We start from the raw sequence: 26,836 nt of genomic DNA, 5'->3' as shown, positions 1-26,836 counted from the left end.
ATTTACGCACTATTTAGGATTTTGTTAGCTGCTTTGCAATGCTTGTTTGATAAGCAGTGACCGCTGGGATGATGGACGCGAATAAACCTACCCCAGTGGCATAAAGCAAAATCCACAATTCTTCTGGTAAAAATGTCCAGGCCTGTATGGAAGCAGCCAGTCCCTGATCAGTACTTTTCAATAAAATAAATAGAAATACATGCCCAAGAGCCAAGCCTAAAAGCGCTCCAATCCAGGTCAGTGTAATTCCCTCAATTAGAATTAGCTGAAGCAATTGAAACCTGGTAGCCCCAATTGATCTCAAAACGGCTAAATCATATTTTCTCTCCTTTAGTGAATTATATAAAGCAATGAAAATCCCAAGACCCGCTATGACTATCAAAGCAAAGGCTAAACCTTGCAAAAGTTTAATCCCTACACCCAAAAGCTCGAATAAGCGTGCCATCTCAAAAGTTGGTGACGCGGCCTGCATGGAAGTTCTGGAATTTATGAACCTTGGAAGCTGCACTGCAGCCATGGGATTTCTGAATTGGAGTAAAAGGGTGGTTAGCTCTCTTGATTCATCACCATCAGGAATACCATTTAACGTAACCTCACCGTGATCATGATTATGCTGGCCATCCTCTCCTTCCTCGTCATGTGAATACCAAACAGTTTCTATACTGGTTAGGATCAGCCGGTCTATTACTTTACCTGACGGTTCTAAAACTCCTACCACAACCAATGAATGCTCATCATGGGAATGGCTTCCCTCACTAATACCATGGCTACTTTCAAAACTATCTCCAACCTTCAACCCTTCCTTAGCGGCGACTTCAGCACCCACCACCACTTGGAAAGCCTCAGTCCAGCTCTCCCCTTCCTGGTACTGAACTTCATAAAAATCCAAATAGTCATGATTGGTTCCTACTATTCTATTCCCCTTATAATTATCACCGAGTGCCATAGGTAAAACAGCCTTAACCAGTCTATTTCGCTGTAATCCAACAGCCTCTTTTATAGGAATATTTCCAGTAGGAAAATCCACGTGATAAACACCAGAAAGAATTAACTGAAGTGGACTTCCTTTAGCACCGACCACCAAATCAATCCCTTCGGCATCCTTACTGACTACAGTTTCAAACTGGTCTCGAACCAAAAGTAGCATAGTGATAATCGCAAGACCAAAAGACAAAAGCAGTATGTTCAAACCGGTAGATAGAGGCTTGAAATAAAGATACTTACGACTGATTTTAAACAGATTCATTCTTCTTAACCTCTATAAATTTTGAAACATGATTCTTGATTCTCTGATCGTGAGTCACTATGATCAAACCGGCTCCAATCCTTTGTGCTTGATCCTTAAGCAATTTGATAACCCGCTCTGCATTTTCATCGTCCAGACTTGAAGTGGGTTCATCTGCCAGAATTAACTTTGGCTTATTCATCAAAGCTCTAGCGATAGAAACCCTCTGAGCCTCACCTTCACTTAGAGTCCTTACTTTACTATTGACTTTATTCTTGATATCTAGCTCCTCGAGGATGCGGGCAGGGCTTTCTCCCTGGGTCTTTCCAAAAAATGGGACCACCTCTAAATTCTCCTTCACAGATAGTGGAGCGAGAAGATGTGGTTTTTGAAAAATAAGACCGATATGTTTGCCCCGGAATTGGTCCATTTGCTTTTGTGAGAATCCAATAATATCCTTTCCATCAATGGATATTTCACCGCTTTTGGGCTTCAAAAGCCCTGCTAACATATTTAGCAAAGTAGTTTTACCACTTCCAGACTTGCCAAGAATCAAAAGAGATTCTCCACTTTCTAATTCAAAATCAGGGAATTCTATTTTTTGGTTTTCCTCATAGGAAAACTCCAAATTTTTAGCTTCTAACAACATTATTTGTTCACTGGAATAACAACCTTAAAAACGGTTTCGACTAAGGGTTCACTTTTGAATGTAATTTCTCCTTTCATCACCTCGATACACTTTTTAACAATCGAAAGGCCAAGACCTGAACCCTCCACGATTCCTACGTTCTTTGCACGAAAAAACCGCTCAAACAGTTGGCCTTGTTCAGCTTTAGGAATCCCGATTCCATTATCGATCACAGTTCCTATCAGTTTATCATCTTGAAAATCAAGCTTGAATAAAACTTCCTGTCCATCTTTAGAATACTTGGTGCCGTTAGAAAGAAGGTTGTCGAATATTTGATAAAGGAGCTCACTGTCAGTGGTGATGGTCTTCGGCAAGTCACCGAGCTCCACTTTCACCTTCACATCATTTTCGATTCCTGCCTTGATTCCTGCCATCAGCTCTTTTACGAAAGCTCCCAGATACATCTTCTTGGGCTTATACTCCATTTTGTTTTCATCGGCCTTACCAAAGAAAAGAACGCTGGTTAGCAAGTTATTTAGCGTTCGAACAGAGTTTTCGATCTTGGTTGCGTGTTTGGAAATTTTCGGTTTCATGGGATGATCCTTATCAGCGTACATTTGTAAGAGTTGAGCCGAACTTAGAATAGATGTCAAGGGAGTTTTAAATCCATGTGACACATTCAATACAATCCTTGATTTTAACTCATTGATTTCTCGTTCTTTCTCCAGCGCTTTGGTCAACTCTTTATTCGCATCATAAAGCTCCACTGTTCTTTGTTTGACTTTTTCTTCAAGCTCATTATTTAGCTTCTGAAGCTCCTTTTCCTTCCTGTCTTTGAAAATCGCCAATTCAATAACCATGTTCAGTTCCCGGATATTGAATGGCTTGATCACATAAGCACTGGGATTAGTACCCACCACTTTATTCAGTGTTTCGGCATCCGAGCTCGCACTCAAATACACTACCGGGATATCATATTTTTCATTGATTATCTCCGTGGTTTTAATGCCATCTAGATCCCCTGAAAGATTGATGTCCATCATCACGATGTCGGCCGGATTAGCTGCCAAAATATCTAGCGCTTTTTCGCCAGAATCGGCTATTCCAATGATTTGATGATTATTTTTTTCTAGAGCTCTTTGCAGAAGCAAAGCTGAAACAGAATCGTCTTCTACTATTAAAATCTTTAGGCTAAACATCCGTGGGTTGGGTTATCAGGCGATAAATTTAAGTGCTGGAAAATACAAAAATATTGAGTTTATACAGGGTCAAACCTGGTTTATTGCTGGAATGGTAATAGGAATTTGTCTCAGAACCTAAGCTTTGATTTCAAATGAAAATAAGTAAGTGAATTCAAGACAGAATGTTGGGCTTTTCTTTTGTCAGAGGGTTGTTTCTTCTATTTTTGTGCAAACTTTAATCAACGCATCATGAGTGTACTAGTCAATAAAGATTCAAAGGTAATTGTTCAGGGTTTTACAGGCTCTGAAGGTTCCTTTCATGCCCAGCAAATGATAGAGTATGGCACCAATGTGGTCGGTGGAGTAACTCCTGGAAAAGGAGGAAATACTCACCTTGACCGCCCAGTGTTCAACTCTGTAGAAGAGGCTGTTCAAAAAACTGGCGCAGACACTTCGATTATATTCGTTCCACCAGCATTTGCTGCTGACGCCATTATGGAAGCTGCAGATGCAGGTATCAAAGTGGTCATTGCCATCACGGAAGGAATTCCAGTGGCAGATATGATCAAAGCAAAGCCTTACATCAAGGAAAGAGGTGTTACACTTATCGGTCCAAACTGTCCAGGAGTGATCACGCCAGGCGAAGCCAAAGTAGGAATCATGCCAGGTTTCGTCTTCAAGCAAGGCCGAATAGGAATCGTATCTAAGTCGGGAACTCTTACTTATGAAGCTGCGGATCAGGTAGCCAAAGCTGGTCTTGGAGTTTCGACAGCAATCGGAATTGGTGGTGACCCCATCATCGGAACATCGACCAAGCAGGCAGTTCAACTTCTTATGGAAGACCCAGAAACTGATGCCATTGTGATGATCGGTGAAATCGGTGGAAATTACGAAGCAGAAGCTTCAAAATGGATCAGAGAAACCGGTAACAAGAAGCCTGTGGTCGGATTTATCGCTGGACAGACCGCACCTCCGGGTAGAAGAATGGGACACGCTGGTGCGATCATCGGAGGAGCTGACGATACGGCTGAAGCCAAAATGAGAATCATGCGCGAGAATGGCATTCACGTAGCTGAATCTCCTGCTGAAATCGGCGCTACCATGGCAAAAGCTCTTGGTGTAGGGGCTTAAGAAAATTGAACTAAAATGAACCGTCCTGATAAAATCGGGGCGGTTTTTTTATGCCTTCTCCACTTTAACCCTCGGACTTACTACCAAAGGGTTCTGCTGCATCAGCAAGGTCATAGTTTTAAAAAACTCAGGTCTTTGTTCAGAAAACACTTCTGGCCTTTCGAAGAAATTCTCCAACACCACTGCAAAAAACTCATCACCATTAATCAAGGCGGCCTCTCGGAACGGAGAATCCTCTCCCGCTTTCATTTTCTCTTTTTCTAAAGCCATGTGGGCCCGATAGTCTTGACTAACGCTCGCTGAGATGAAGTTGAATTCATCATTATGCCTAATCTGGTTTTCTAATTTTAGTGCATGAGCCACTTCATGAACCCCTAAGTTTATTCCATCATCTTCATCCACCAACCCTTCCAAAAATGCTCTCCAAGACAAAACTATTATCCCAAACTTGGGATTAACTTCACCTTTGTGATAAGTCCTAGTTATACTGCTGTAATACTGATTAGGATAAATCAGTATCTTCCGGAAGTGAGGAAGGCGCACCTTTTTCCAACCAAAAATCACCATGGTGATCGTGGCTCCAATAAGCACTTCCATTTCCTCTGTCACTTCTTGCAGTCCACCTCGAGGATGAAAATTCCTACTGGAAAGAATGTATTGTAGCCTTCGTTCAAACTCCTTTTTGAACTTAGGATTCATCCGGGCATAGTACGGGAAATGCTTTTCTAAGATCTGCAAATCTGACCTTTCAACCTTCCTGGGGAACAAGGCAAGTCGCATTGACTCAAATGCGTTATAAAAAAATTCAAAAATAGAAAGTGGACTAAACAGGTAATGCATGAATGAAAATTAAAAAGGCGATTAACAAATTTGCTAATCGCCTTACTATTTTTTAGATGAAACTATCGCGCGTAATTCACTGCTCTCATTTCTCGGATTACCGTAATCTTAATCTGTCCAGGATATTGCATTTCCTTTTCGATCTTTTGCGAAATGTCAAATGAAAGCTGTCCTGCAGTTCCATCATCCACATTTTCTGCATCTACCAGGACTCGAAGCTCTCTGCCTGCCTGCATGGCAAAGCATTTATTCACTCCTTCAAAACTCAAAGCCAAAGCTTCCAGATCTTTCAGTCTCTTGATATAACTATCCATAATCTCTCGTCTCGCACCTGGTCTGGCGCCAGATATTGCATCAGTTGCCTGGACAATTGGAGAGATCATTGAGGTCATTTCAATTTCATCATGGTGAGCTCCAATGGCATTACATACCTCAGGATGCTCTTTAAATCTTTTGGCCAACTCCATCCCCAAAATAGCGTGAGGGAGCTCCTGCTCCTCATGCCATACCTTACCTATATCGTGTAGCAATCCTGCACGCTTTGCAAGCTTTGCGTTAAGCCCCATCTCCGCAGCCATGGTAGCTGAAAGATTCGCCACTTCCCGTGAGTGCTGCAATAGATTCTGACCGTAAGAAGATCTAAACCTCATTCTTCCTACCATCTTCACCAATTCGATATGTAAGCCGTGAATGCCAAGATCAATACAGGTTCTTTCACCAATCTCCATGATTTCATCCTCAATGTTCTTCTTGGTTTTGGCTACAACCTCCTCGATTCTGGCTGGATGAATTCTTCCATCCTGTACGAGTCTATGCAATGAAAGCCTAGCTATCTCTCTTCTGACAGGGTCAAAGCCCGAAATGATGATCGCTTCGGGAGTATCATCCACTACGATTTCCACACCGGTGGCTGCTTCAAGGGCACGGATATTCCTCCCTTCACGACCAATGACTTTCCCTTTGATATCGTCACTTTCGATATTGAAAACCGAAACACAATTCTCCACGGCATGCTCAGTGGCTGTCCGCTGGATAGTGTTAAGCACGATCTTTTTAGCCTCTTTGGTTGCAGTGGATTTCGCTTCGTCCACTATGTCCTTGATCTGTGAGGAAGCCTTGGACTGGGCTTCTTCGGTGAGCATAGTCACTAGCTCTTCCCTAGCCTCTTCACGAGTCAGACCAGCAATTTTTTCCAAATCCGCTATACGGCGATTCGTGACTTTTTCAAGTTCCTCTTTCTTTAATTGAACAGCCTGAAGCTGGGCTTGAAGATTTTCCTTAGAGCTGTCCAGTTCTGCCTGCTTTCGTTTTAGCTTTTCCAGTTCTTTGCTGGTATGCTGCTCCCTTTGCTTAATCTTGTTTTCATTGGTAAGAATGATGTTCTTTTTCTTGGACATCTCCTCCTCAAACTCCGACTTAAGCTTTAGATACTTTTCCTTTGCCTGGAAAATTCTATCCTTCTTAATCGACTCAGCATTTATCTCTGCTTCTCTAATTAGTGCTGCAGCTTTTTCTTTAGCAGCCTCTTCCATCTTTTTATTCTTGCCTTTTATCAAAACGGAGGCAAGACCAAAACCAGCCAGTAGTCCTACTACGCCGGCTATGATTACATATATTGTCTCTCCCATGGGTTATTTTGGTATGAAAACCCGTGGATCAACCTGCTTATCCTGAAAATGAAAGGGTATTACAAAGAATCAGAAAGGAGTGTATTTATTTGGGTAAGGCTCTCTTGAATTTTCGCGCTGTCTTCAGCATTCACTTCATTTGATTCCAGGGATTCTACCATGCAATCAAATGCAACCATAGCCAATAAATCCTGGCTATCATCCAACCCATACTCCTCTCTATACTTCTTCAGTTTATCGTTTATTAGTTTGCCAGCATGCCGAATTTTAGCCTCATCCTCCATGGTTACACTCATGGGATACTCTCTAGTGCCAATTTTCAAACGTATGGATAGTGTCTCCATTTTATTCTGACAAATGAGTGATCAAATGATCAATCTCTTTTATATAATTATCGATTAAGTCTTTCATTTCCGTGGAATCATCAGAGTTCATCCTACGGTTATCCACAATGTTACTAATTTTAATCTTATTTTTAAAGTGTTCGATTTCCTGCTCTTTCGCTTGCAATTGCCCCTCTAAATCGGAATTTAACTTTTTCAGCTCCTCATTTTCGGATTTTAATTCAGCCATCCTTCCTTTAATCTTGGTGGCTAACTTTTCAAGCTTTTGCAGTTCGTCGTGTATCATATCAGGTTCGGATAAGAGCTCCTGTTTCTTTCTCGAATACTGATATTAATTTACTCATAGTTTTATCAATTACCTTATCAGTCAAAGTATTTTCCTGATCCTGCAGATAGAAACTTAAAGCATATGCCTTTTTATCCTCAGCAATTTTTTCGCCTTGATAAACATCAAATACATTGATCCTCTTCAATAGTCGCCCACCAGATTTCTTAGCAATGGCTTCCACTTCCTGATATGAAACGGATTTATCAATAACCAGAGATAAGTCCCTGCGAACTTCCGGGAATTTCGATATGGCCTCGTATTTTTTCAGACCCTTGGATTTATTACCGATCAATTGCCAATCTAACTCTGCAAACCATACATCCTGCCGAACACCTGTCTGCTTTAAACTTTGGCTGTCAAGCAAGCCAAATCTTCCAAGTTCCTTTTCACCAAGTTTCAAAATTAAGCCATAATCAAACGGAGAAGACTCTATCACATCCACCGTAGACGGAGTGATTCCTAGCTTGCCAAGGGCATCATTCACTGTGGCGTAAATATCAGTGAATGCGAACGGTTTTGACTCCCCAAGCCAGCTTTCTTCAGACTTATTTCCGGATAGGAAAATAGATAATCTGGAGGTTTCAGAATAGCCCTTCTCGCTTTTTTTATAGGTAGTGCCAAATTCGAAGAACCTCAAGTTCGTCTGTTTCCTGTTGATATTATGAGCCAAAACTTCCAAACCTGTGAACAGAAGCGTTTGCCTCATCACATCTAGGTCTTCGCTAAGTCTGTTATAAATTTCTACGTTGAGCTGAGGGTCCAGAAAGTCTGATTTCTCGGAATAGTTGGAGCTGGTCAGGCTGTTGGTAATTATCTCCGAAAACCCACGGCTTGCCAGAAATTCACTGAGTTTGAACTGAAGTTGGTCCAAATCTTTCACCGGATGCTCCGCCAAATAATCAGTGCTCAGATGCTCTGAAAGCTCAACCTGGCTAAATCCATGAATTCTTAGAATCTCTTCAATAATATCAGCTTCTCGGGTTACATCCACCCGATAAGGCTTAACTACGGCTGTGAATCCTGATTCAGTTTCATCTTTAACTTCGATCTCCAATCCTTCTAGTATAGTCTTCACCTCCTGAGGTGTGATAGTTTTACCAATAAGTCGATTGATTCTACCATAGTCCACTTCTATGACGAAGTCTTTAACCGGATCTGGATAAATGTCAATGATCTCACTTGAGACCTTTCCTCCAGCTATTTCTTTCAAAAGCTTTACAGCCATTTTTAAAGCATAGACCGGCATATTTGGATCAGTTCCTCTTTCGAACCTGAACGAGGCATCTGTTTTCAGGCCATGGAATTGAGCTCCTTTTCTCGTTATATCTGGAGAGAAATATGCCGACTCCAGGAAAATAGTTTTTGTGGAGTCTGAAACTCCCGAATTCAAACCTCCGAAAATCCCAGCAATACAAAGCCCGCCTTTTGAATCCTGAATCATCAGTTCTTCACCAGAAAGCTTTCTTTCTTTCTCATCCAGAGTCACAAATTTTGTGTCCTTTGGCATCCTCCCAACTTTAATCTTTCCGTCAGAAATCTTTTCTGCATCGAAAGCGTGCAGCGGCTGCCCCAAATCGTGAAGAATGAAATTAGTGATATCTACCACATTATTAATTGGCTCCAAATCCAGACTTCGAAGGAAGTTTTGTAGCCAAGATGGAGAAGGTGCAACCTTTAAATCTGTCACTACCACTCCTGCATATCTGGGACAATCTTTTGAGTCCTCAACCTCAACCGAAATTGCTGGACCTTTTGCTTCAATCTCTAAATCAGGCGCCGGATCAATCTCCAAGTCTTTTCCGAGAAGGGCTTTTAAGTCACGGGCTACTCCTAGATGTGAAGCTGCATCTGCACGGTTAGGGGTTAATCCAATTTCCAGGATTTCATCCATCCCAACATCAATTAAGTCAGATGCTGGAGTCCCATTAGCTAAGTCGGTATCCAAAATCATGATCCCATCATGACTGCTGCCCAGACCGAGTTCATCTTCTGCGCAGATCATTCCAAAGGATTCCTGTCCTCGAATTTTAGCCTTTTTGATTTTGAAACCCTCAGAGTCCTTTGGATAAAGCATACATCCGACCGTAGCCACCAAAACTTTTTGGCCTTTGGCAACATTCGGTGCGCCACAAACAATTTGAACTGGGCTCTCTTCTCCGATATCGACAGTCGTAAGGCTTAACTTATCAGCATCAGGATGCTTTTCACAAGTCAGGACCTCGCCGATTAAAACCCCTTCAAGCCCTCCTTTTATAGATTCGAATTTGTCTAACCCCTCCACTTCAAGACCAGACTGAGTAAGCATATCACTGATCTTTTCAGAATCCTGATCTAGAGGGATATATTTTTTTAATCGATTGATTGAAATCTTCATATTGAATTTCTTTTGCCTGTAAAGGCAGGTCAGCTTTGGCCGAGGCCAAATAGAAATAAGGGACAAATTTAAAGGAATTGACCTTCTTTGGCCTTATTCCTCATAATTTTTCTCGCCGGCATAAATGGGGATATTCAGTAAATTTTCCCGAGGTGGGATCGGACAAGCATAATCTGTATTGTAAGCGCAGTATGGATTGTATGCCAGGTTAAAATCAATAGTGATACTGTTCTTACCCGTTTGTCTAGCATTAATGTAACGGCCGCCACCGTAGGTCTCCTCAGTACTTGTATCATCTGCAAAGGCCACAAAGAAATTTCGCTTATCGGATTCGTTCACGTCTTGAAGTAAAAGTAAACGCAAAGGAATATTATCAATGGTGAATTCCGCATACGAGTGTTCAATGTATCGCTCTGTAGTCCCATCCGTCATGGGGACATTCCGCACCTTTTTGTTCTCAATCGGCACCATCCTGGCGATCACCTTGTATTTGGGATCAATAGGATAAAATTTTAGCTCTGTGAAATTATTCTTTTGCTCTTCGGTGAGCGGCGAATCCACATTAAATCGAATGAATTTAAATTGCCTCTCCCGCTCATCTTCAATGCTCTCAATGTAGTCCTCCGGGTCTTCAGTTGCGGTAAGGGTATAGGTTACTGCCGCCACGATCACTATCAGGACGGCGAGCAGTAAAATGGTTTTTGGTTTCATGTATTAAATCAGTCCTTCGTCTGCGAAGCTAAAATAGCCATCATCAGCAAATATAACATGATCAAGGATGGGCAAATCCAATTCCTTACCTGCTTTGATAAGTCTTTCGGTAAGTTTTATATCCTGATGCGAAGGTTTGAGGTTTCCGCTCGGGTGATTATGCACGAGAATTAAGGATTGGGCCAAATACTCCAGGGCCGATTTAAAGATAAGCTTTGAGTCAACTACCGTGCCCGCCGTACCCCCTCTTGAAATATGAACTTTTTTGATCACCTGGTTTGATCGGCTCAAAAGTACAAGATAGAAATGTTCCACAGGCTCATCATAAAGCTCACTTTTCATTAAATCATAAATATCTTTTGAACAGGTGATCCTGGGTTTTTTGACAGGTTCGGAATCTTTGCGCCTTCTTCCCAATTCTAAAGCCGCAACAATCGAAATAGCTTTAGCCTCGCCTATTCCTTTAAATTTTTTCAAATCCTGAATACTCAATCGAGAGAGCTTGCTAAGGTCATGATCTATAGATTGTAAAATTATACGACTCAAATCCACAGCACTCATTTCGGGAGTACCTGATCCAATTAAAATTGCGATTAATTCGGCATCGCTAAGGCTGGTTTTACCTTTTAGTAAAAGTTTTTCCCTTGGCCGATCCTCCTCCGCCAATTTAGAAATCTTAATTGATGAAAAATTCTGCATATGAAATGAAAAAATGATGTAACTAAAAATACAGAAATATTGAGCATAAAAAAAGCCCCGATTTCGGGGCTTCTAATTTCATTGCAAGGCAGCTTATCCAAGCGAGTTTACAAGTTTAGCCAATCTTGACTTCTTGTTGTTCGCGTTGTTTTTGTGGATCACATTCTTCTTCGCCAGCTTATCCAACATAGAAGAAACCTTGTTGTAAAGCTCCTGAGCCTCGATCTTGTCGGTGCAAGCTCTAAGTCTCTTGATGAACGTCCGAGTAGTTTTCGCTTGATATCTATTTCTCAAACGCTTGGCTTCGTTTGCACGAATTCTCTTTAGAGCTGATTTGTGATTTGCCATATCTAGTTTTTATTGAATTACTTTTCTTACCCTATACTGATTGGGAGTGCAAAGTTATTGTAAATAATTAATACTGCCAAAGTAAATTCAAACATTCCTCTGAAAATCAACGGACAATTAACACTATCAATTTAAAGTAAGGAGTTCAAAAAGCTGGAAATTTAAAGCAGAACCCGTAAATTATAGTTCATTTTTTGCTATTTAGGATGAATGCTTTTTTGTTCACTTTCATTTTTTGGGGCTTTTATGCCCACTCCCTGATCAATCAAGTGGCAACATATTCTCTCCCACCGGAGATGATGGTTCTCTACAAAATCAATCAGGATTTTATTAAAACCAAGGCTGTAAATCCAGACCGAAGACGCTATGCAGTTAAAGGTGAAGCAGAGAAGCATTACATCGATTTGGATCATTACCCAGATAGTATCAGGTATTCTCTGCCTCTCTATTGGAATCAAGCCTTAGAACTATATTCTGAAGATTCTCTCCGAGCTCAGGGAATAGGTCCTTGGGCGGCGTACCAAACTTTTCTAAGCCTCACCAAAGCTTTTGAAAAAAAGAATACCAATGCAATCCTGAGACTATCAGCCGACTTAGGCCATTATTTGGCAGATCTAAATGTACCCTTGCACACGACCAAAAACTATAACGGGCAACTCACTGGTCAGGAGGGAATTCATGGGTTTTGGGAAAGCCGAATACCAGAACTGAATTCACAAAACTATGCCCTTTGGGTTAGTAAGGCCGAATACGTAGAGAAGCCTCAATTAGCGATTTGGGAGGCCGTATGGCAAGCACATGATCAGGTAGACTCGGTTCTGAGCATAGAGCGAAGACTTACAGGTGAGTTTGCTGAGGATGAAAAATTTAGCTTTGAAGAGCGAAATGGACTTACGGTTCGGGTTTATTCCAAAGCCTTTTCCCAAGCTTACGAAAAGGCCCTGGATGGCCAAATAGAAAGACAAATGAAAAAGTCTATCAAAATGATTGCAGACTTCTGGTATACTGCCTGGATCAATGCCGGACAACCGGATTTAAGCTCATTTGAGGGTTCAAATATTGAAGAGGAGGACTTGGTAGTGGATCCAGATTTGCAGGTGAGAAAACACGGTGGTTTAGAAAGATGAAAAAGCCGATCTATATCAGATTGTAGAGGACAGTCTCAGTAAGCAACATTTAACTAAATGAAAACATTCGAAAAAATTTAAAATGGATTACCGAGATCTAATTTCGTACAAGAAAGCCTATTACCTTGCCATGAAGATTTTTGAAGTGAGTAAGAGTTTTCCCGCAGAAGAAAAGTATTCACTTATTGATCAAATTAAAAGGTCGAGCAGATCAGTTTGCAGCAACATAGGTGAAGCTTACAGAAAAAGAAGGTATCCTGCGCATTTCATTTCTAAACTTAGTGATTCAGGTGCCGAAAATACCGAAACACAAATTTGGCTTCAATTTTCAAAAGATTGTGGTTACCTAAGCGATACTGAGTATCATATACTGAATTAAACTGCTAACGAGGTGGGTAAACTTCTTGGATACATGATAGATAATCCTGAAAAATTCGGATCGAATAGAAAGTGAAATTTTATACCTCTGCCAACTGAGAACTGAAACTGCCTACTTTTTCAAGCTTGAACGTAAATAAACCTCAATCGCCCTACCTAGCCTTCTAAAGGTATCCTTAAAAACTTCCTCATTTTCTTCTAACAAGGTCACCCGAAATCCGAGTAGTTCGGAACAAAAGGAGGAAATGGGGACCACGCAGATTCGCTCGGACGCAAGCAGGAAATAAACAAATCGCTTATCCAGTTTCATATCCTTATACCCGACCCATTCTTTGACCAAATCTTCAAGTTCAGGACTTTCCAAAGGCAAGGATTGGTTTTCATTCAGTACTCCGTCCTCAAAAACCACGGTGTTATAAAAAGCCCCACGGGTAGGATTAAATCTGATTCCTTTGATTTCCCCCAGAATTTCTTCCATCCAGCGACTTCTATTACCAATTTGATTATTGGCTTCCTGTCTATACTCAGCATATAATGGATGGCTCATAATCTTCGGAATTGCTAGCTGAGGAAGAATGGTCGAACAGACTTCAATCATTTTGGCATTTTCCAGAGTCTGGCAAAGTTTTGAGAATTCTTCTGATGAGTTTCGATTATAAAACTCCATCCAACCACATCTGGCCCCAGGCCATGGAAATTCTTTGGAAACACCCTTTAAGGAAATCGCGGGGGTTTCCTTTACCAGAGTGGAAAGAGGAATGGCTTTGGCACCGTTGTAGGTGATGTTTTGGTAAATCTCATCGATAACTAAAAAAAGGTCGAACTCCTCAGCGATTTTGACGAAGTTTTCCAAAACTTCTCTGGGATAAACCATCCCTGTCGGATTATCGGGATTGATAATCAGAATTCCAACAACGGAAGGATTATACCTCACCTTCATATACAAATCCTCTAAGTCGGGATACCATTGATTATCCGGATCGAGTTTGTAAGTAATTGGAGCTGTGTTGGCATGAGCGGCTTCCGCAGAACTGTGTGTGGAATAAGCTGGCGATGGACCAATAATCCTAGCAGTTGGGGTAAGAAATTGATAAAGCTTTGCGATAGCATCTCCTAACCCATTAAAGAAGAGTACATCTTCCGCGCTGATCTGTACCCCCCCATGACTGTTATTTAATTCTGCTAGGAATTCCCGGGTTTCCAAAACACCCTTTGAGTCAGCGTAGCCATAAGTCTCGTCCTCCTTGAGCAAGTCCGAGATAATCTCCTTCATCCAGCTGGGAATTCGATTATGTTTCTGGATGGGATCGCCGATATTTTCCCAGGTCATCGGAAAACCAATGGCTTCAATCTGCTTCGCCTTCTTTACAATAGCTCTGATTTCATAAGAGAGCTCTTCGGCACCCGGTCGTAATAATTTCTGTCTCATGGTCTGCGAAAAAATAAAGAAACAAAATACTCTCCGAAATCGGAGGTATAGGGTTAAAAAAGCTTACAATAGAAAATTTTATCCCCCCAAATGAAACCTTTGTATTCCTAAAATGCTTTTTCATTTGCGCAATTCATCTCAACCCATTGATGATGAGGGCGTAGCTAATTGAACCATAGATTTTAATTACCACTTCGACTGAACCACTGAATGATCTCTGTCATTATCCGTATCCTGCTTTTTCTGGGATTTCTTTTCATAATTGATCTCTACTCATATCAAGCTATAAAAACATCCTTCCCAAACAACATCTGGGCAAAGCTGGCTTTCTGGCTCTTTTCGATCTCAGTCTATGTTTTCATCGCCTATGCATTTTTGACCTTTAATCGAGGGACGTCCAGCTCAGGTTTTTCAACCATGGCTTCTTTGCTCATTCTTTCATTGGTGCCAAAGCTGATCATCTTATTATTGTTATTTGGAGAGGATGTCATTCGTTTTTTTAGGGGTTTATTCACATCTGCCACAGGTACAAGGAATGGAGATTTTCTTCCTGATCGTAGGAAGTTCATTAGCCAATTGGCCCTGGCAGTTTCCGCGGTTCCTTTCGTTGGGATTCTTCATGGGGTCCTAATTGGAAAATATCGATATCGAGTAATTAGTCACACCCTTGAGTTTGATGATTTGCCGGAAGAATTTGATGGGTTTTCTATCACTCAAATTTCAGATATTCATTCCGGAAGTTTCGACAACAAGAAAAAGATCGAATATGGAATTGACCTGATTAATGAGCAAGGTTCGGATGTGATTCTATTTACAGGGGATTTAGTGAATAATACTTCTAAGGAAATGGAGCCTTGGATTGAATCATTCCAGAAACTTGAAGCTCCAATGGGTAAATACTCCATCCTTGGTAATCATGATTATGGGGACTACATGTCCTGGCCTAGCCCGGAAGCCAAAGTGGCAAATATGGAACGCCTTTACGAGATTCAGGAAGAATTGGGTTTCAAGCTTTTGAGGAATGAAAACGTCCAGCTTCAAAAAGCCAATGCGAGTATTGATCTGATCGGTGTAGAGAATTGGGGGAAAGGCTTCGTGCAGCATGGTGACCTCGAAAAAGCCGCAGAAAACCTTAGCGATAATAGCTTTAAAATCCTCATGAGCCACGATCCTTCTCACTTTGATGAGCAGGTAAAATCATTCTCCAAATTCATTCACTTAACACTAAGTGGTCATACCCATGGAATGCAGTTTGGAATTGAAATTCCAGGCTTTCTAAAATGGAGTCCAGTCTCTTTGCGCTATCCCAAATGGGCGGGACTCTATGAAGAATTTGGGCGCTACCTCCACGTCAATCGCGGATTTGGATTCCTGGCCTTTCCTGGTCGAGTGGGAATTTGGCCTGAAATAACGGTGCTGAAATTGAAGAAGAAGGTCAGTTGAAATATCTCGCTCATTAAAATAAAACCCCTTCAAGATAATTTTCTTGAAGGGGTTTTATTTTCCTTTCATACTTCAGACTCTTAGACCGAATTCTTTTCGGTGCCACGTCTCCGAGTCTTTTTTTCTTATTTTCCTCATTGTCTGAGAAATTCCCCTCAAACCAATGGACCTGAGAATAGCCCTTTCCAAGTTGAAATGTAGGTAGTGGTTTTATCCAGGAATTACCATTTTAGAAAATAATCTCCAACTTCGATTAAGGCGAAGAATTGAAGGTTCAAAGATAACCAGAAATGAATCTACCAAACGAGGGCCCTTATGATTGGGTACATGATTTTTCGTCCTTAAAAAATATTTAATTCAACTATAGGAATAGGATTCGATTTGGTGAATATTCCAACGTAACGTATTTTTAGCATACCTCTGTGAAAACGAAATTAGAAGCCGAGAACTATCATTAGAATATTAACGAATCTAGTTTACATTATAATCTATACCTAGAGCGAAAGACCTGTCTTAACGAAAATTTGAAATGAAAGAGTTTAACACCTCAAAAAAAAGGTTCAAAAATGCTTTTAGGAGAATCCTTAAAGAAGGTGACGGTTACGAAATAGGAGAAGCTGCTTTGCCTGCCTACACTCATAAAAATCCATTTATCGATTGGCTGTTTTGGGAAAGGATCAAAATCGCTTATAACTTTGCAAACAAACATAAATCAGTGGATAAAATTCTTGATTTTGGATGTGGTTCAGGAGTTTTAAGTTACATGTTAGCAGAAAAACATTATACAGTCACAGCATGTGATATTGAGTTTGCTCCACTAGAATTGGTGAAAAGTAAAATAGAGTTTCCACGGACTATCAATTTTATCGAGGGAGATATTCTGACTCACAATTTGATGGATAATTCGTTTGATATTATTTTTGCTCTGGATGTACTAGAACACATTGAGGACCTAGAGCCATATATAGATGAATTTCATAGATTATTATCTCCAAATGGAATAATTTTAATATCTGGACCTACGGAAAATATATTCTACAAAATTGGCCGAAAGATTGCTGGGAGTAGATTTACAGGGGATTACCACGTGACAAATATTTCTATAATTAAAGAGACATTCAAAAAGAAGATGAAAATATTCTCTTTAACTAAATTGCTATTCCCCGTGGTTCTGTTTGAACTATTCACTGCTCAAAAAAACTCTTAAAAACAGCTAAACTCTCTGAAAACGCAGATTCGTAAAACGTTAGCAAAAACAACAAAATATAAATGAAATCAGAATTGGGACAATAACTGGAAATGTTTATGAAAATGAATAAAATAATAACTGTTGTTATTCCTTGCTATAAAGTATCTAAGCAAATTAAAGATGTTATTCACTCAATACCAGAGTTTATCGACACAATAATAGTTGTAGACGATGCATGTCCCGAATATTCTGGTACCTTAGTAGAGGAAATGGATATAGGTATAGTTCAGGTTATATTTCATAAAAAAAATAAAGGTGTTGGAGGAGCTGTAATTAGTGGTTTTAAAAAAGCCCTAGAGCTACAAAGTGATATAATAATCAAATTGGATGGAGATGGCCAAATGAATCCAAATGAAATCACAAAACTAATTAACCCTTTACTCTATGATAGAGCTGATTATGTAAAAGGGAATCGCTTTAATGATTTCAAAGCACTAAAAAGAATGCCCAAAATAAGACTTTTTGGTAATAGTTTTTTATCTTTTACTATAAAATTAGCTTCAGGTTATTGGGACATTATGGACCCAACAAATGGATTTTGTGCTATTTCTAAGCATTCTCTAAGTAAACTAAACCTAAATAAAATTGATAATAGATATTTTTTTGAGACCGACATGCTCATAAATTTAAATCTTTTAAACCAAGTTGTTGAAGATGTTTATATTTCTGCAATTTATAGTGATGAGACTAGTAATCTTAACATAAATAGGGTTATTTTAAATTTTCCAATGAAAATCTTGAAGGGATTAGTTAAAAGAATCTTTTACAAATATTATATTTATAATTTTAATATGGCCTCAATCTATTTTCTAATTTCTATTCCCCTACTTTTATTTGGTTTGTTTTTTGGTGGTTATAGATGGATAATGGGGATTATGGAAAACACTGCGAATAATTCTGGCACCATAATGCTTGCAGCTTTACCAATAATTTTGGGCATACAATTTTTATTACAAGCCATTAGTATAGATATTAATAGTATTCCCAAAAAGTTCAAACCACTTAACAAATTATAAAAAATAATTGTCTCCTCTGGCCAGGAAGTAAGCTCCTCTAAATATTCATCGGGACAGGCTATCAAAAGTCTCCTAATTAGGAGTACACGTTTCTTCTTAGTTTGGTACCTGCTCACCCCAATACTGTACAACAGATTGAACCTACATCCTGACATCTATATAAGAAAGAGGTCTACGGCATTTTTTTCGGTCTGACCAAAAATTTCTGATAAGAACTAATTGAAAAACCCTGCTTATTCGCTCCTTTGAACTTAAGCACATGATAGAATTTTGAGAGTGAATTTCTTGCAATGTATTCAATGGCTCACCTTCTAGTATTTCCTATCCAAATTTTCAGGAACCGAGACAGCACTACTAGATCAAGTTGAACTGTGGCCCATGTGCACTTAATTAACCCATTTCCCAAACCTATATGATCTAAGTAAATCATATACCCTTTTCGGCCCTTTTCACCACCCAGTTTTAGGATTGGCTTCAGGTCGAAGAAACTGTAAAAGTGTTTGAAATTTCCAAAGCGATGAATATCCTCTTCCCCAAGGGTATAATCATGACCTACCTCCATTGCATAGAGTAATTCTTGTATTCTGACCTTGGCTGAAAAGCTCGACCTATGCCTATTTGATCTAAAAAAAACTCTTTCCAGTTAAATTTTTATGATAAAATTCGAGTTCCATGGAGATATCCATACAATTTGAGTTATTTGTATGTATTACTATTCGATCCAAATGAAAGGTATTAACACTTCAAACAAAAACAACTCAAGGTATTTCAAAAATGTGGGTTTTCTAATACTGGTAGTTATTTCATTAGCTACATTGATATTTGCCTATTCAAATCATTTTTCAAATTCATTTCACTTTGATGATAGTCATACGATTGAAAACAACAGTGCTATTCATGAAATCAATCTCAAGCTTTTTTTTACGGATGCAACTACGTTTAGCTCATTACCTTCTAATCAAAGCTACCGTCCTTTAACAACATTAGAAAATGCAATTGATTACAAACTTGGAGATGGTCTTGATACCAAAGTATTTCATATCCATATATTTCTAACATTCTTAATCACCTGTTTTTTAATAGGTCTCTTTATCAAAAAGCTATTAGATCGAATCAACTATTCAGAAGATAACAAGTATTGGGCACTATTATGTGCCACAATTTTTGGTTTTCTTTGTGCAAATGCAGAAACAGTAAATTACATCATTCAAAGAGCAGAAATTACTGCTGCACTATTTCTACTTGCCGGATTTGTGGTTTTTCTCAGCGGTGGAATTTGGAGGAAATATTATATCTATCTTTTATTTCCCCTGATTGGCTTTTTCGCTAAAGAGATGGCCTTTGTTTTTGCTCCGCTGCTATTACTCTATTCATTAATATTTGAAGAGCAGGTTGATCTCTTGCACTTTTATAGAAAAGAAGAATTCAAAAAAACATTAAAGTCTTTTTATAAAGCATTGCCAGCATTTATTTTAACGATTATTTTTTACTTATTGTATACAAAAATGCGGCCAATGACCTTTAATCCAGGGGGATTGAGCACGCTTAATTACTTGATAACTCAACCAATGGTCATGGTGCACTATATCGCCACCTACTTTATTCCTTATAATTTATCTGCCGATACGGATTGGGTGGTCTATACTTCTATTTTAGACTATAGGGCAATACTTGGAATTGTAATTATTACTTTACTGGTTTATGTGGCATTAAGAGCTTCAAACAAGAAGGAAACTCACCTCATTTCATTTGGCTTCTTATGGTTTTTTATATCTTTGTTACCAACATCTTCTTTTATACCCTTTGCTGAAGTATTAAATGACCATCGTACTTTTATTCCATATATCGGATTGACAATCAGTTTTGTATTTGGCGTAAACTATATTTTGAAAAAATATTTATACTCTACGTTAAAAAATCAGAAGGTAAAGACTATCATTTTTCTTGTAATGATTATCTTTTTAGCAGCTAATGTTTATGGTGTACGACAACGAAATAAAGTTTGGAACAATTCGCTTAGTCTATGGAAGGATGTTACCATCAAGAGTCCAAACAATGGGCGCGGCTTGATGAATTACGGATTGGCACTGATGGCTAAAGGAGAATATGCTGAGGCTGAGAGCTACTACAAAAAAGCACTTCTCCTAAACCCAAATTATGCTACATTACATATTAATCTAGGTATTTTAACCAATGCAATGGGAGATAAAATTGAGGCGGAAGACTATTTTAAACGAGCGTTAGAATTAAACCCTAGTAGTCACAGTGGTTTATATTATTATGCCAAATATTTGAACGAAAACAATAGATTTGAAGAAGCTAAGAAACTGTTATCAGAAGCCCTTAAAATTTCACCTACTTATACGCATGCACAGGTGTTATTATTAAATCTCCATCACAAAGCAGAAGAATGGGATAAATTAAAAAACTTAGCTGAAAGTATCTTGAATAGATCACCAAATAATAGGATAGCCAGGGACTATTTAAATGTAGCTCAAAATAAGAAATCCATCTCTATGATTTTGGAAGAAGAAGCACTCATGGAACCATCAGCGGAAAAATATCTTAATTTGAGCCTCCACTATTTTAGATCTAACAAATTTGAAAAAACCATTTCTGCAGCAAGATTAGCTTTAAGTTTAAAAAAGAATTATCCGGAAGCATATAACAACATTGGAATTGCGCACTTTAGATTAGGTGAATACGATAAAGCCATTGAAGCTTACACTAAGGCATTAAACCTTAAATCAGATTTTGAACTTGCAAAAAACAACTTGTCCGACGCAATTAATGCTGCTGAAATACAAAATCGCGATTCGAATCCTAAGAATTCATCTGCAGACGATTTTTTAGATTTAAGTTTAACTTTCTATAATAACGGAGATTTTTTGTCTTGTATAAAAGCCGCACAGAGATCAAATGAAATTTCGCCTAGTAGTGCAGCCTTTAATAATATTTGTGCAGCATACAATCAGCTCAAAAAGTATGACAAAGCTATTGAAGCTTGTAACCAAGCTTTGAAATTAGACACATCCAATAAGCTGGCTAGAGGAAACTTAAATTTTGCGAATTCCAAAAAAATAAATTGAAATTTGAAAAGAGCAAACCCAAACCAACCAATTAATTCCATGAAAACATCCATTATTAGTTCTTCCTATAACGATGCGGAAAATTAAGAGTCTCTTCTAAGCAAGAGGAAAGCATTCATCACTTCAAAAGAGTATGAAGTGATTTTAAGTAACCTTGCATCCAAGGACGATACATTGACTATTTGAAAACAGATGAAGAAAGGCAAAATGTGTAGAGGAAGTAGTTGCCAAGAAGTGCTAAAGTCAGCGGCGAAGAAGGCAGTGATTAAAAAAAACCGTCACACTTCATTGGCTTAGACACTAGTTCGCTTCCCATCTTTTGGAAGGAGGTACGGACCCATCATATATCCAAGAGCTCTTGTGTCATATTCTAGTAGAAACACAAAAAAATATACACGTATAAGTCGAAAAAGCCTCCGAAGACCATAAATCTTGGAGGTTTTAAACACTGCGCAAAGATTACTTCACTATGTTCGCAATGACGAACAATGTAAGATTTCTGATTTACTTCAAACTCTTATACCGAATTCTTTTTGGTGTCACATCCCCAAGCCGCTTCTTTTTGTTTTCCTCATAGTCTGTGAAGTTTCCTTCAAACCAGTAAACCTGAGAATCTCCTTCAAAAGCCAGAATATGGGTACAAATTCTATCCAGAAACCAACGGTCGTGAGAGATGATCACTGCACATCCACCAAAATTCTCAAGCGCTTCCTCAAGTGCCCTTAGCGTATTCACATCCAGATCATTGGTTGGCTCATCGAGTAGTAAAAGGTTTCCTCCCTCTTTTAAGGTCATGGCCAGATGAACTCTGTTTCTCTCACCACCGGACAAAACACCCACCTTCTTTTCCTGATCCGATCCTCCAAAATTAAACTTGGAAACATAAGCTCTGGCATTGACTTCCTTATTGCCAAGCTTTATAAATTCGTTTCCTTCAGAAATGGTTTGATAGACTGTTTTGGAAGGATCAAGGTTATCATGCCCCTGATCTACATAGGCAAGTTGAACGGTCTCTCCGACTTCAAAATTACCTGAATCAGGCTTTTCCTGACCGGTTATGAGCTTGAAAAGTGTGGATTTACCAGCTCCGTTTGGACCTATTACTCCTACTATCCCGCCTTGCGGCAAAGCGAAAGTCAAGTCCTCGAAAAGTAGCTTATCACCGAAGGCTTTGGATACTCCATTCACTTCAATCACTTTTGATCCTAACCTAGGTCCAGGTGGAATAAAGAGTTCTAATTTTGCTTCCTTTTCTTTTGCTTCCTCACCCACTAATTTATCATATGCACTTAACCTGGCTTTACCTTTAGCCTGCTTTGCCTTGGGAGTCATTCGAATCCATTCAAGCTCTCGCTGAAGAGTTTTCTGACGTTTTGACTCGGTTTTCTCTTCTTGCTTCAGTCGGTTTTGCTTTTGATCCAGCCAGGAGGAATAATTTCCTTTCCATGGGATTCCTTCTCCCCTATCCAGTTCCAATATCCACCCAGCCACATTATCAAGAAAATACCTGTCGTGAGTAACTGCGATTACGGTCCCTTTGTATTGCTGGAGATGTTGCTCCAGCCAAAGCACTGATTCCGCATCCAGGTGGTTGGTTGGTTCATCTAAAAGCAGTACATCAGGCTCTTGAAGTAACAGCCTGCAGAGTGCAACTCTTCTTTTTTCACCACCTGAAAGATTGGCCACATTGGCTTCAGCCGGAGGAAGCCTCAAAGCATCCATTGCTTTGTCAAGCATCACATCCAGTTCCCATGCATTTGCTGCATCCAGTTTTTCCTGAACCTCACCCTGACGCTCGATAAGATCATTCATTTTATCTGGATCCTCCATAACTTCAGGATCCATAAACTTCTCATTGATTTCTTCAAATTCTTTCAAAAGCCCCACAGTTTCGGAAACAGCTTCCTCCACCACTTCTTTCACTGTTTTCGAGGGATCAAGCTGTGGCTCCTGCTCCAGCATGCCCACAGAATAGCCCGGAGAGAACACCACTTCTCCCTGAAATTCCTTATCCACTCCGGCAATTATCCTCAACAAGGAAGATTTACCTGAACCATTAAGACCGAGTACGCCAATTTTGGCACCATAAAAAAAAGAGAGATAAATATTATTCAGGACTTTCTTTTGTGGCGGATATATCTTGGATACGCCAGCCATCGAGAAGATGATTTTTTCTGCACTCATAGGTTATTTTTTAGTTCTGATTTTGGCCTTAAAGCCAAAGATGGCAAAAAAAGCCCTTTCTTAGGATAAGTGCATTTGAATTAATTAATTTGCGAACATAGAAAACCACCAACTAATATTATCGAGTAAATGGAGCATCCCTACGGATATATTAAAGACAATAAAGTTTTTTTGAAGGGATTTTTGGGGCAAGAAGATCGTGAAATTGGAGAAGTAAAGGAAGACGAAGCCTCTACCTTAGCCTATTTTGAAAATCGGTTTTCCATGCTTGTGGAAAAAGTAGAAAAGCTCAAGTCTGACATTGAGGAAAACCAAAATAAGGGCTCATTTCTGATGAAACTTGTTCATCTGAAAGACTCCCTAAAAACTGCTGATGCCTTAGGTGATTTTGTGCCTTTGATCGAAGACCTAGAAGCTCAGGAGAAATACTTAAATGAAATCATCGCGGGTAATCGAGCTAAGAATCTGGAGCTTAAGAAGGCTCTTATTCAGGAAGCTCAGTCCATGATGCATGATACTGACTGGAAAGCAACCACAGAATTTTATAAAGATTTAAAGCTTAGATGGATCAAAACCGGCCCTGTAGATAAGGAACTGGAGGAGGAAATCGAGAATGAATTCGAAACTGCGGTTCAAACTTTCTTTGAAAGCCGAAGACATTATTACGAAGGACTTTCACTCCAGGCGGACGAAAATATTAAGGTTTATGAATCTTTGGTCCAGCAAGCGCGTGATGCCTTTGCGATGACAGATGCCAAAAAAGCGTTTGAAATTTCTAAGCGAATTCAAAAAGAATGGAAAGCTTCAGGAAAAGTCCCAGCAGAACGAAGACAACCGCTTTGGGATGAGTTTTCCAAACTGAATAATAGAATTTTCTCAAGATATAAGCGGGCATTGAATCCGGGTACCACCTTGCATCCTCGAGAAGTAATGAAAAAAGTAGAGGAGCTAAGCCAAAAAATGAAAGATTTGGCGGGTCAACCGAGCAGCCGGGAAGTCATCGAAAATGCCAAGGCCATCCAGCAGGATTGGAAAAAGCTTCCACATAGAAAGCCAAGAGAAGCTAAAATGGCTTCAAAGTCTTATCAGTTTTTCACGGATATCGTTTTTGAAAAATCTTTTTTAGAAAGACTAATTAATAGCAAATATGAAGACTTTCATGAAAGGTCTGAGGATGAACAGAAAAGGCTTAAAACCGCACTTCTTAAAGACCTACTGAGAAGGGACCAGAGTGAACTAGAAAACGCTCAGAACAATTCTGAAAACTTTCGCGTTCAGACCAAAGATTTTGAAATAGCCATGATGAAAAAATTAGCTGGTTTAAAGAGGAAAGTTGACGTAAAAAACTATATTCTAAGACAACTTTCATATAAATAATCAGTAGAAGATTAGATATTTCAAAAAATTTATACTTTTGCACACTTTAAAAATCCGGAACGATTAAAAATTAACAACTATGTACTGGACACTTGAATTAGCTTCATATTTAGAAGATGCCCCATGGCCAGCCACAAAAGATGAGTTGATCGACTATGGAATCCGATCGGGAGCCCCGATGGAAGTCGTTGAAAACCTTCAGGAACTGGAAGATGATGGTGAGCCCTACGAGACCATAGAAGAAATTTGGCCGGATTATCCTACCAAAGATGACTTCTTCTTTAACGAAGACGAATATTAAATCAAGGTCCCTTTCGAGGGACTTTTTTATATCCCCAAAACTTGCCGAAGCCGGGAGTAGCCTGATTTGCTAACGGGTATGGTTTCTCCATTTTTTAGCTTCAGGATGTAATGATCCTTTTCGTAAGGCTCAATCTTAGAAATCTGATCCATATTTACCATATATGATCTGTGACACCTTACAAACGGACTCTCTGACAGAGATGCCTCAAGGGATTTCATCGTTAGTTTTTTCAGATATTTTCCATCTTTTGTATGGATAGCCACATAGTCATCCTGAGCCTCAAAATATATAACCTCCGAAGTGGCGATCACCTTGATTTCATTCTTCACGCGCACGACTAAGCGACTACTTTTTTCTGCCAAAGCTGTGATCGTCTCCGACTCATCCGTAGACTGTCCCGCACTCCTTTGGTCTAAAAAGCGATCGATAGCTTGAGAAAATCGCTCCGTTGAAAAAGGCTTCAATAGATAATCTATGGCCTTGGCATCAAAAGCTTTAACTGCATATTCATCAAAAGCTGTGGTGAAAATTACAGCCGGAGGATCATCGACCAGTTCAAGCATTTCAAAGCCAGTGATCTTGGGCATTTGAACATCCAAAAAGATTAAATCAGGCTTCAGCTCCTGGATGGTTTTCAATCCCTGGAATCCATTATGACAGGTTCCCAAAACCTCAAACTGCGGAAATGAAGTGAGATATTCCTCCACTACCCCAGCGGCCAAAGGTTCATCATCTATGATCAGCGTTCTTATCATTTTGATTGAGGAATTTTGAGGTTCACCCTAAAAACCTCCGATAGTTTTTCAGTGCTTAAAAGATCTTTCCTCCCATAAAGTAAAAATAATCTTCGAGCCACAGAACTCAAGCCAAAACCAGCACCACTCTGTGCAGTATGTTCCTTGTCGTAAGGATTTTCCAGCGTTATCTCTAAATAACCTCCTTGCTTCTTGGCTTCAAAGCGAATCCTTACCTCATCGGTAACTCCGTACAAACCGTGCTTTATGGCATTTTCCAAAAGAGGCTGGATTAGGAGCTGAGGAACCAAAAGATTCTCAGCTTCCTCCTCTACCTTAAAATCTGCATCTAACCTATGCCCGAACCTAACCTTTTCTATGTCCAAGTAAAGCTGCAGATATCCCAATTCCTCCTTGAGGGTAACAGGCTCATGAGAATCCTTTCGAATAGTCCCTCTGAGAAAGTCAGAGAGCTGAATGACCATTTCTCGGGCTTTGTCAGGCTTTGACATGACCAAAGCATTAATTGAATTAAGGCTATTAAAAAGAAAATGAGGCTGAAGTTGCTGTCTAAGTTGAGCGAGTTCGGCTTCCTTAGACAGGTCTTTCATCATATTTTCTCTCTTTTGAGATTCCTCCTGAAGCTCTAGCTTGGCCACCACCAAAGCTATTAGAGTGACCAGGGTGAAGGTCACCCAAAGGATTGCGGAGCGAAGTATTACCATTGATTTTTGAATCTGTAAAAAATCTGTATCAGAGATAAAAAACCCTAGCAAATAGTAATGAATCAAAATACCGAGTGCACTTATTACTAAGGGTAAAGCCAGCAAAAGCCAGTTATTACTTCCTTTGGGAATATAAAAGCTAAAAATCCTGTCGAGAACAGTAACTCCCCCAAAAAAGACTAAGGTGAAAAGAATAGCATCAGCCAATGCATACTCAGTTTCAACCCCATAGAAACTAAGTAAAAGGAAAGTTCCAAGGAACCAAATTAGATTGGCTCCCTGGATGACCCAGTTGGCAGTAGTTGGTTTAGAAAAAGCTCTTGAAAACAAGTCTTTAAATTTTA

24 protein-coding genes and 1 pseudogene are annotated in these 26,836 nt (G+C 39.5%); 9 read left to right on the top strand and 16 right to left on the bottom strand.

Annotation, left to right across the window (positions count from 1 at the left end):
• Positions 1-13 precede the first annotated feature (13 nt).
• From QVH07_RS15355 to QVH07_RS15345, 3 genes are read right to left on the bottom strand one after another with little or no spacing between them, the layout of a single operon-like run.
• Positions 14-1,246 (bottom strand): ABC transporter permease, encoded by a 1,233-nt coding sequence (locus tag QVH07_RS15355; RefSeq protein ID WP_290002095.1) that lies wholly within the window; start codon positions 1,244-1,246, stop codon positions 14-16.
• Positions 1,233-1,874, bottom strand: coding sequence for an ABC transporter ATP-binding protein (locus QVH07_RS15350; protein WP_290002093.1), 642 nt, complete (start codon positions 1,872-1,874; stop codon positions 1,233-1,235). The genes QVH07_RS15355 and QVH07_RS15350 overlap by 14 nt, the downstream gene beginning before the upstream one ends.
• The gene (locus QVH07_RS15345; RefSeq protein ID WP_290002089.1) at positions 1,874-3,052 is read right to left on the bottom strand and encodes a hybrid sensor histidine kinase/response regulator; all 1,179 of its coding nucleotides are present in this window, start codon (positions 3,050-3,052) and stop codon (positions 1,874-1,876) included. The genes QVH07_RS15350 and QVH07_RS15345 overlap by 1 nt, the downstream gene beginning before the upstream one ends.
• Positions 3,053-3,283: 231 nt before the next feature.
• On the opposite strand from QVH07_RS15345, the gene sucD reads away from it, so the two are divergent.
• Positions 3,284-4,165: a succinate--CoA ligase subunit alpha gene (gene sucD, locus QVH07_RS15340; protein ID WP_290002087.1), complete on the top strand. Its 882-nt coding sequence runs from the start codon at positions 3,284-3,286 to the stop codon at positions 4,163-4,165.
• Positions 4,166-4,213: 48 nt separating this feature from the next.
• On the opposite strand, the gene QVH07_RS15335 is transcribed toward sucD, so the two are convergent.
• The 8 genes from QVH07_RS15335 to rpsT all read right to left on the bottom strand — a co-directional run bounded on the left by QVH07_RS15335 (position 4,214) and on the right by rpsT (position 11,437).
• The gene (locus QVH07_RS15335) at positions 4,214-4,945 is read right to left on the bottom strand and encodes a zinc-dependent peptidase (RefSeq protein ID WP_290002082.1); all 732 of its coding nucleotides are present in this window, start codon (positions 4,943-4,945) and stop codon (positions 4,214-4,216) included.
• A 122-nt stretch (positions 4,946-5,067) separates the two neighbouring features.
• Positions 5,068-6,633: a ribonuclease Y gene (gene rny, locus QVH07_RS15330; RefSeq protein WP_290002078.1), complete on the bottom strand. Its 1,566-nt coding sequence runs from the start codon at positions 6,631-6,633 to the stop codon at positions 5,068-5,070.
• Between the two features lie 59 nt (positions 6,634-6,692).
• Positions 6,693-6,977: a cell division protein ZapA gene (locus QVH07_RS15325; RefSeq protein ID WP_290002077.1), complete on the bottom strand. Its 285-nt coding sequence runs from the start codon at positions 6,975-6,977 to the stop codon at positions 6,693-6,695.
• A gap of 1 nt (position 6,978) precedes the next feature.
• Positions 6,979-7,263 carry a hypothetical protein gene (locus QVH07_RS15320; RefSeq protein ID WP_290002074.1) on the bottom strand — a complete coding sequence of 95 codons (285 nt, stop codon included), beginning with the start codon at positions 7,261-7,263 and terminating at the stop codon, positions 6,979-6,981.
• A gap of 1 nt (position 7,264) precedes the next feature.
• Entirely contained in the window at positions 7,265-9,679 is a 2,415-nt protein-coding gene (gene pheT / locus QVH07_RS15315) for a phenylalanine--tRNA ligase subunit beta (RefSeq protein WP_290002070.1), read from the bottom strand.
• 93 nt (positions 9,680-9,772) lie between these two features.
• Entirely contained in the window at positions 9,773-10,390 is a 618-nt protein-coding gene (locus QVH07_RS15310; protein ID WP_290002067.1) for a DUF1684 domain-containing protein, read from the bottom strand.
• Between the two features lie 3 nt (positions 10,391-10,393).
• Positions 10,394-11,089 carry a RadC family protein gene (radC, locus tag QVH07_RS15305; protein WP_290002065.1) on the bottom strand — a complete coding sequence of 232 codons (696 nt, stop codon included), beginning with the start codon at positions 11,087-11,089 and terminating at the stop codon, positions 10,394-10,396.
• 93 nt (positions 11,090-11,182) lie between these two features.
• Positions 11,183-11,437: a 30S ribosomal protein S20 gene (rpsT, locus tag QVH07_RS15300; RefSeq protein WP_290002062.1), complete on the bottom strand. Its 255-nt coding sequence runs from the start codon at positions 11,435-11,437 to the stop codon at positions 11,183-11,185.
• A 206-nt stretch (positions 11,438-11,643) separates the two neighbouring features.
• Here rpsT and QVH07_RS15295 point away from each other — a divergent pair, with 206 nt between their 5' ends.
• Positions 11,644-12,564 (top strand): zinc dependent phospholipase C family protein, encoded by a 921-nt coding sequence (locus QVH07_RS15295; protein WP_290002061.1) that lies wholly within the window; start codon positions 11,644-11,646, stop codon positions 12,562-12,564.
• Between the two features lie 82 nt (positions 12,565-12,646).
• Positions 12,647-12,943: a four helix bundle protein gene (locus QVH07_RS15290; protein ID WP_290002059.1), complete on the top strand. Its 297-nt coding sequence runs from the start codon at positions 12,647-12,649 to the stop codon at positions 12,941-12,943.
• 111 nt (positions 12,944-13,054) lie between these two features.
• Here the strand turns inward: QVH07_RS15290 and QVH07_RS15285 are convergent, their stop codons facing one another.
• Positions 13,055-14,371: a pyridoxal phosphate-dependent aminotransferase gene (locus tag QVH07_RS15285; RefSeq protein ID WP_290002056.1), complete on the bottom strand. Its 1,317-nt coding sequence runs from the start codon at positions 14,369-14,371 to the stop codon at positions 13,055-13,057.
• A 210-nt stretch (positions 14,372-14,581) separates the two neighbouring features.
• On the opposite strand from QVH07_RS15285, the gene QVH07_RS15280 reads away from it, so the two are divergent.
• Positions 14,582-15,814 (top strand): metallophosphoesterase, encoded by a 1,233-nt coding sequence (locus QVH07_RS15280; RefSeq protein ID WP_290002050.1) that lies wholly within the window; start codon positions 14,582-14,584, stop codon positions 15,812-15,814.
• A 13-nt stretch (positions 15,815-15,827) separates the two neighbouring features.
• Here QVH07_RS15280 and QVH07_RS17740 read toward each other — a convergent pair.
• Positions 15,828-16,035: pseudogene (locus QVH07_RS17740) on the bottom strand (hypothetical protein); the annotation flags it as partial.
• A 308-nt stretch (positions 16,036-16,343) separates the two neighbouring features.
• On the opposite strand from QVH07_RS17740, the gene QVH07_RS15275 reads away from it, so the two are divergent.
• The 3 genes from QVH07_RS15275 (at position 16,344) to QVH07_RS15265 (ending at position 21,168) form a co-directional block, all read left to right on the top strand.
• Positions 16,344-17,021 carry a class I SAM-dependent methyltransferase gene (locus QVH07_RS15275; RefSeq protein WP_290002047.1) on the top strand — a complete coding sequence of 226 codons (678 nt, stop codon included), beginning with the start codon at positions 16,344-16,346 and terminating at the stop codon, positions 17,019-17,021.
• A 104-nt stretch (positions 17,022-17,125) separates the two neighbouring features.
• On the top strand, positions 17,126-18,079 hold the full coding sequence (locus tag QVH07_RS15270; protein WP_290002043.1) for a glycosyltransferase family 2 protein: 954 nt from the start codon (positions 17,126-17,128) through the stop codon (positions 18,077-18,079).
• A gap of 725 nt (positions 18,080-18,804) precedes the next feature.
• Positions 18,805-21,168: a tetratricopeptide repeat protein gene (locus QVH07_RS15265; RefSeq protein WP_290002040.1), complete on the top strand. Its 2,364-nt coding sequence runs from the start codon at positions 18,805-18,807 to the stop codon at positions 21,166-21,168.
• 504 nt (positions 21,169-21,672) lie between these two features.
• On the opposite strand, the gene ettA is transcribed toward QVH07_RS15265, so the two are convergent.
• Complete coding sequence (gene ettA / locus QVH07_RS15260) at positions 21,673-23,352, bottom strand: energy-dependent translational throttle protein EttA (protein ID WP_290002034.1); 1,680 nt, start codon at positions 23,350-23,352, stop codon at positions 21,673-21,675.
• A 129-nt stretch (positions 23,353-23,481) separates the two neighbouring features.
• On the opposite strand from ettA, the gene QVH07_RS15255 reads away from it, so the two are divergent.
• Positions 23,482-24,729: a DUF349 domain-containing protein gene (locus QVH07_RS15255; protein ID WP_290002033.1), complete on the top strand. Its 1,248-nt coding sequence runs from the start codon at positions 23,482-23,484 to the stop codon at positions 24,727-24,729.
• 79 nt (positions 24,730-24,808) lie between these two features.
• Positions 24,809-25,030 carry a DUF2795 domain-containing protein gene (locus QVH07_RS15250; RefSeq protein WP_111322787.1) on the top strand — a complete coding sequence of 74 codons (222 nt, stop codon included), beginning with the start codon at positions 24,809-24,811 and terminating at the stop codon, positions 25,028-25,030.
• A 26-nt stretch (positions 25,031-25,056) separates the two neighbouring features.
• Here the strand turns inward: QVH07_RS15250 and QVH07_RS15245 are convergent, their stop codons facing one another.
• Both QVH07_RS15245 and QVH07_RS15240 read right to left on the bottom strand, forming a co-directional pair.
• Positions 25,057-25,788, bottom strand: coding sequence for a LytR/AlgR family response regulator transcription factor (locus QVH07_RS15245; protein ID WP_290002024.1), 732 nt, complete (start codon positions 25,786-25,788; stop codon positions 25,057-25,059).
• A complete protein-coding gene (locus QVH07_RS15240; RefSeq protein WP_290002022.1) occupies positions 25,785-26,822 on the bottom strand; it encodes a sensor histidine kinase in 1,038 nt (345 codons plus the stop codon). Before QVH07_RS15240 ends, QVH07_RS15245 begins: the two co-directional genes overlap by 4 nt.
• Positions 26,823-26,836 lie beyond the last annotated feature (14 nt).

Source organism: Algoriphagus sediminis (genome assembly GCF_030403435.1).
Lineage (GTDB): Bacteria > Bacteroidota > Bacteroidia > Cytophagales > Cyclobacteriaceae > Algoriphagus > Algoriphagus sediminis.
Note: the sequence above shows the minus strand (reverse complement) of the source record. Positions and strands in the feature narration are given on the sequence as shown.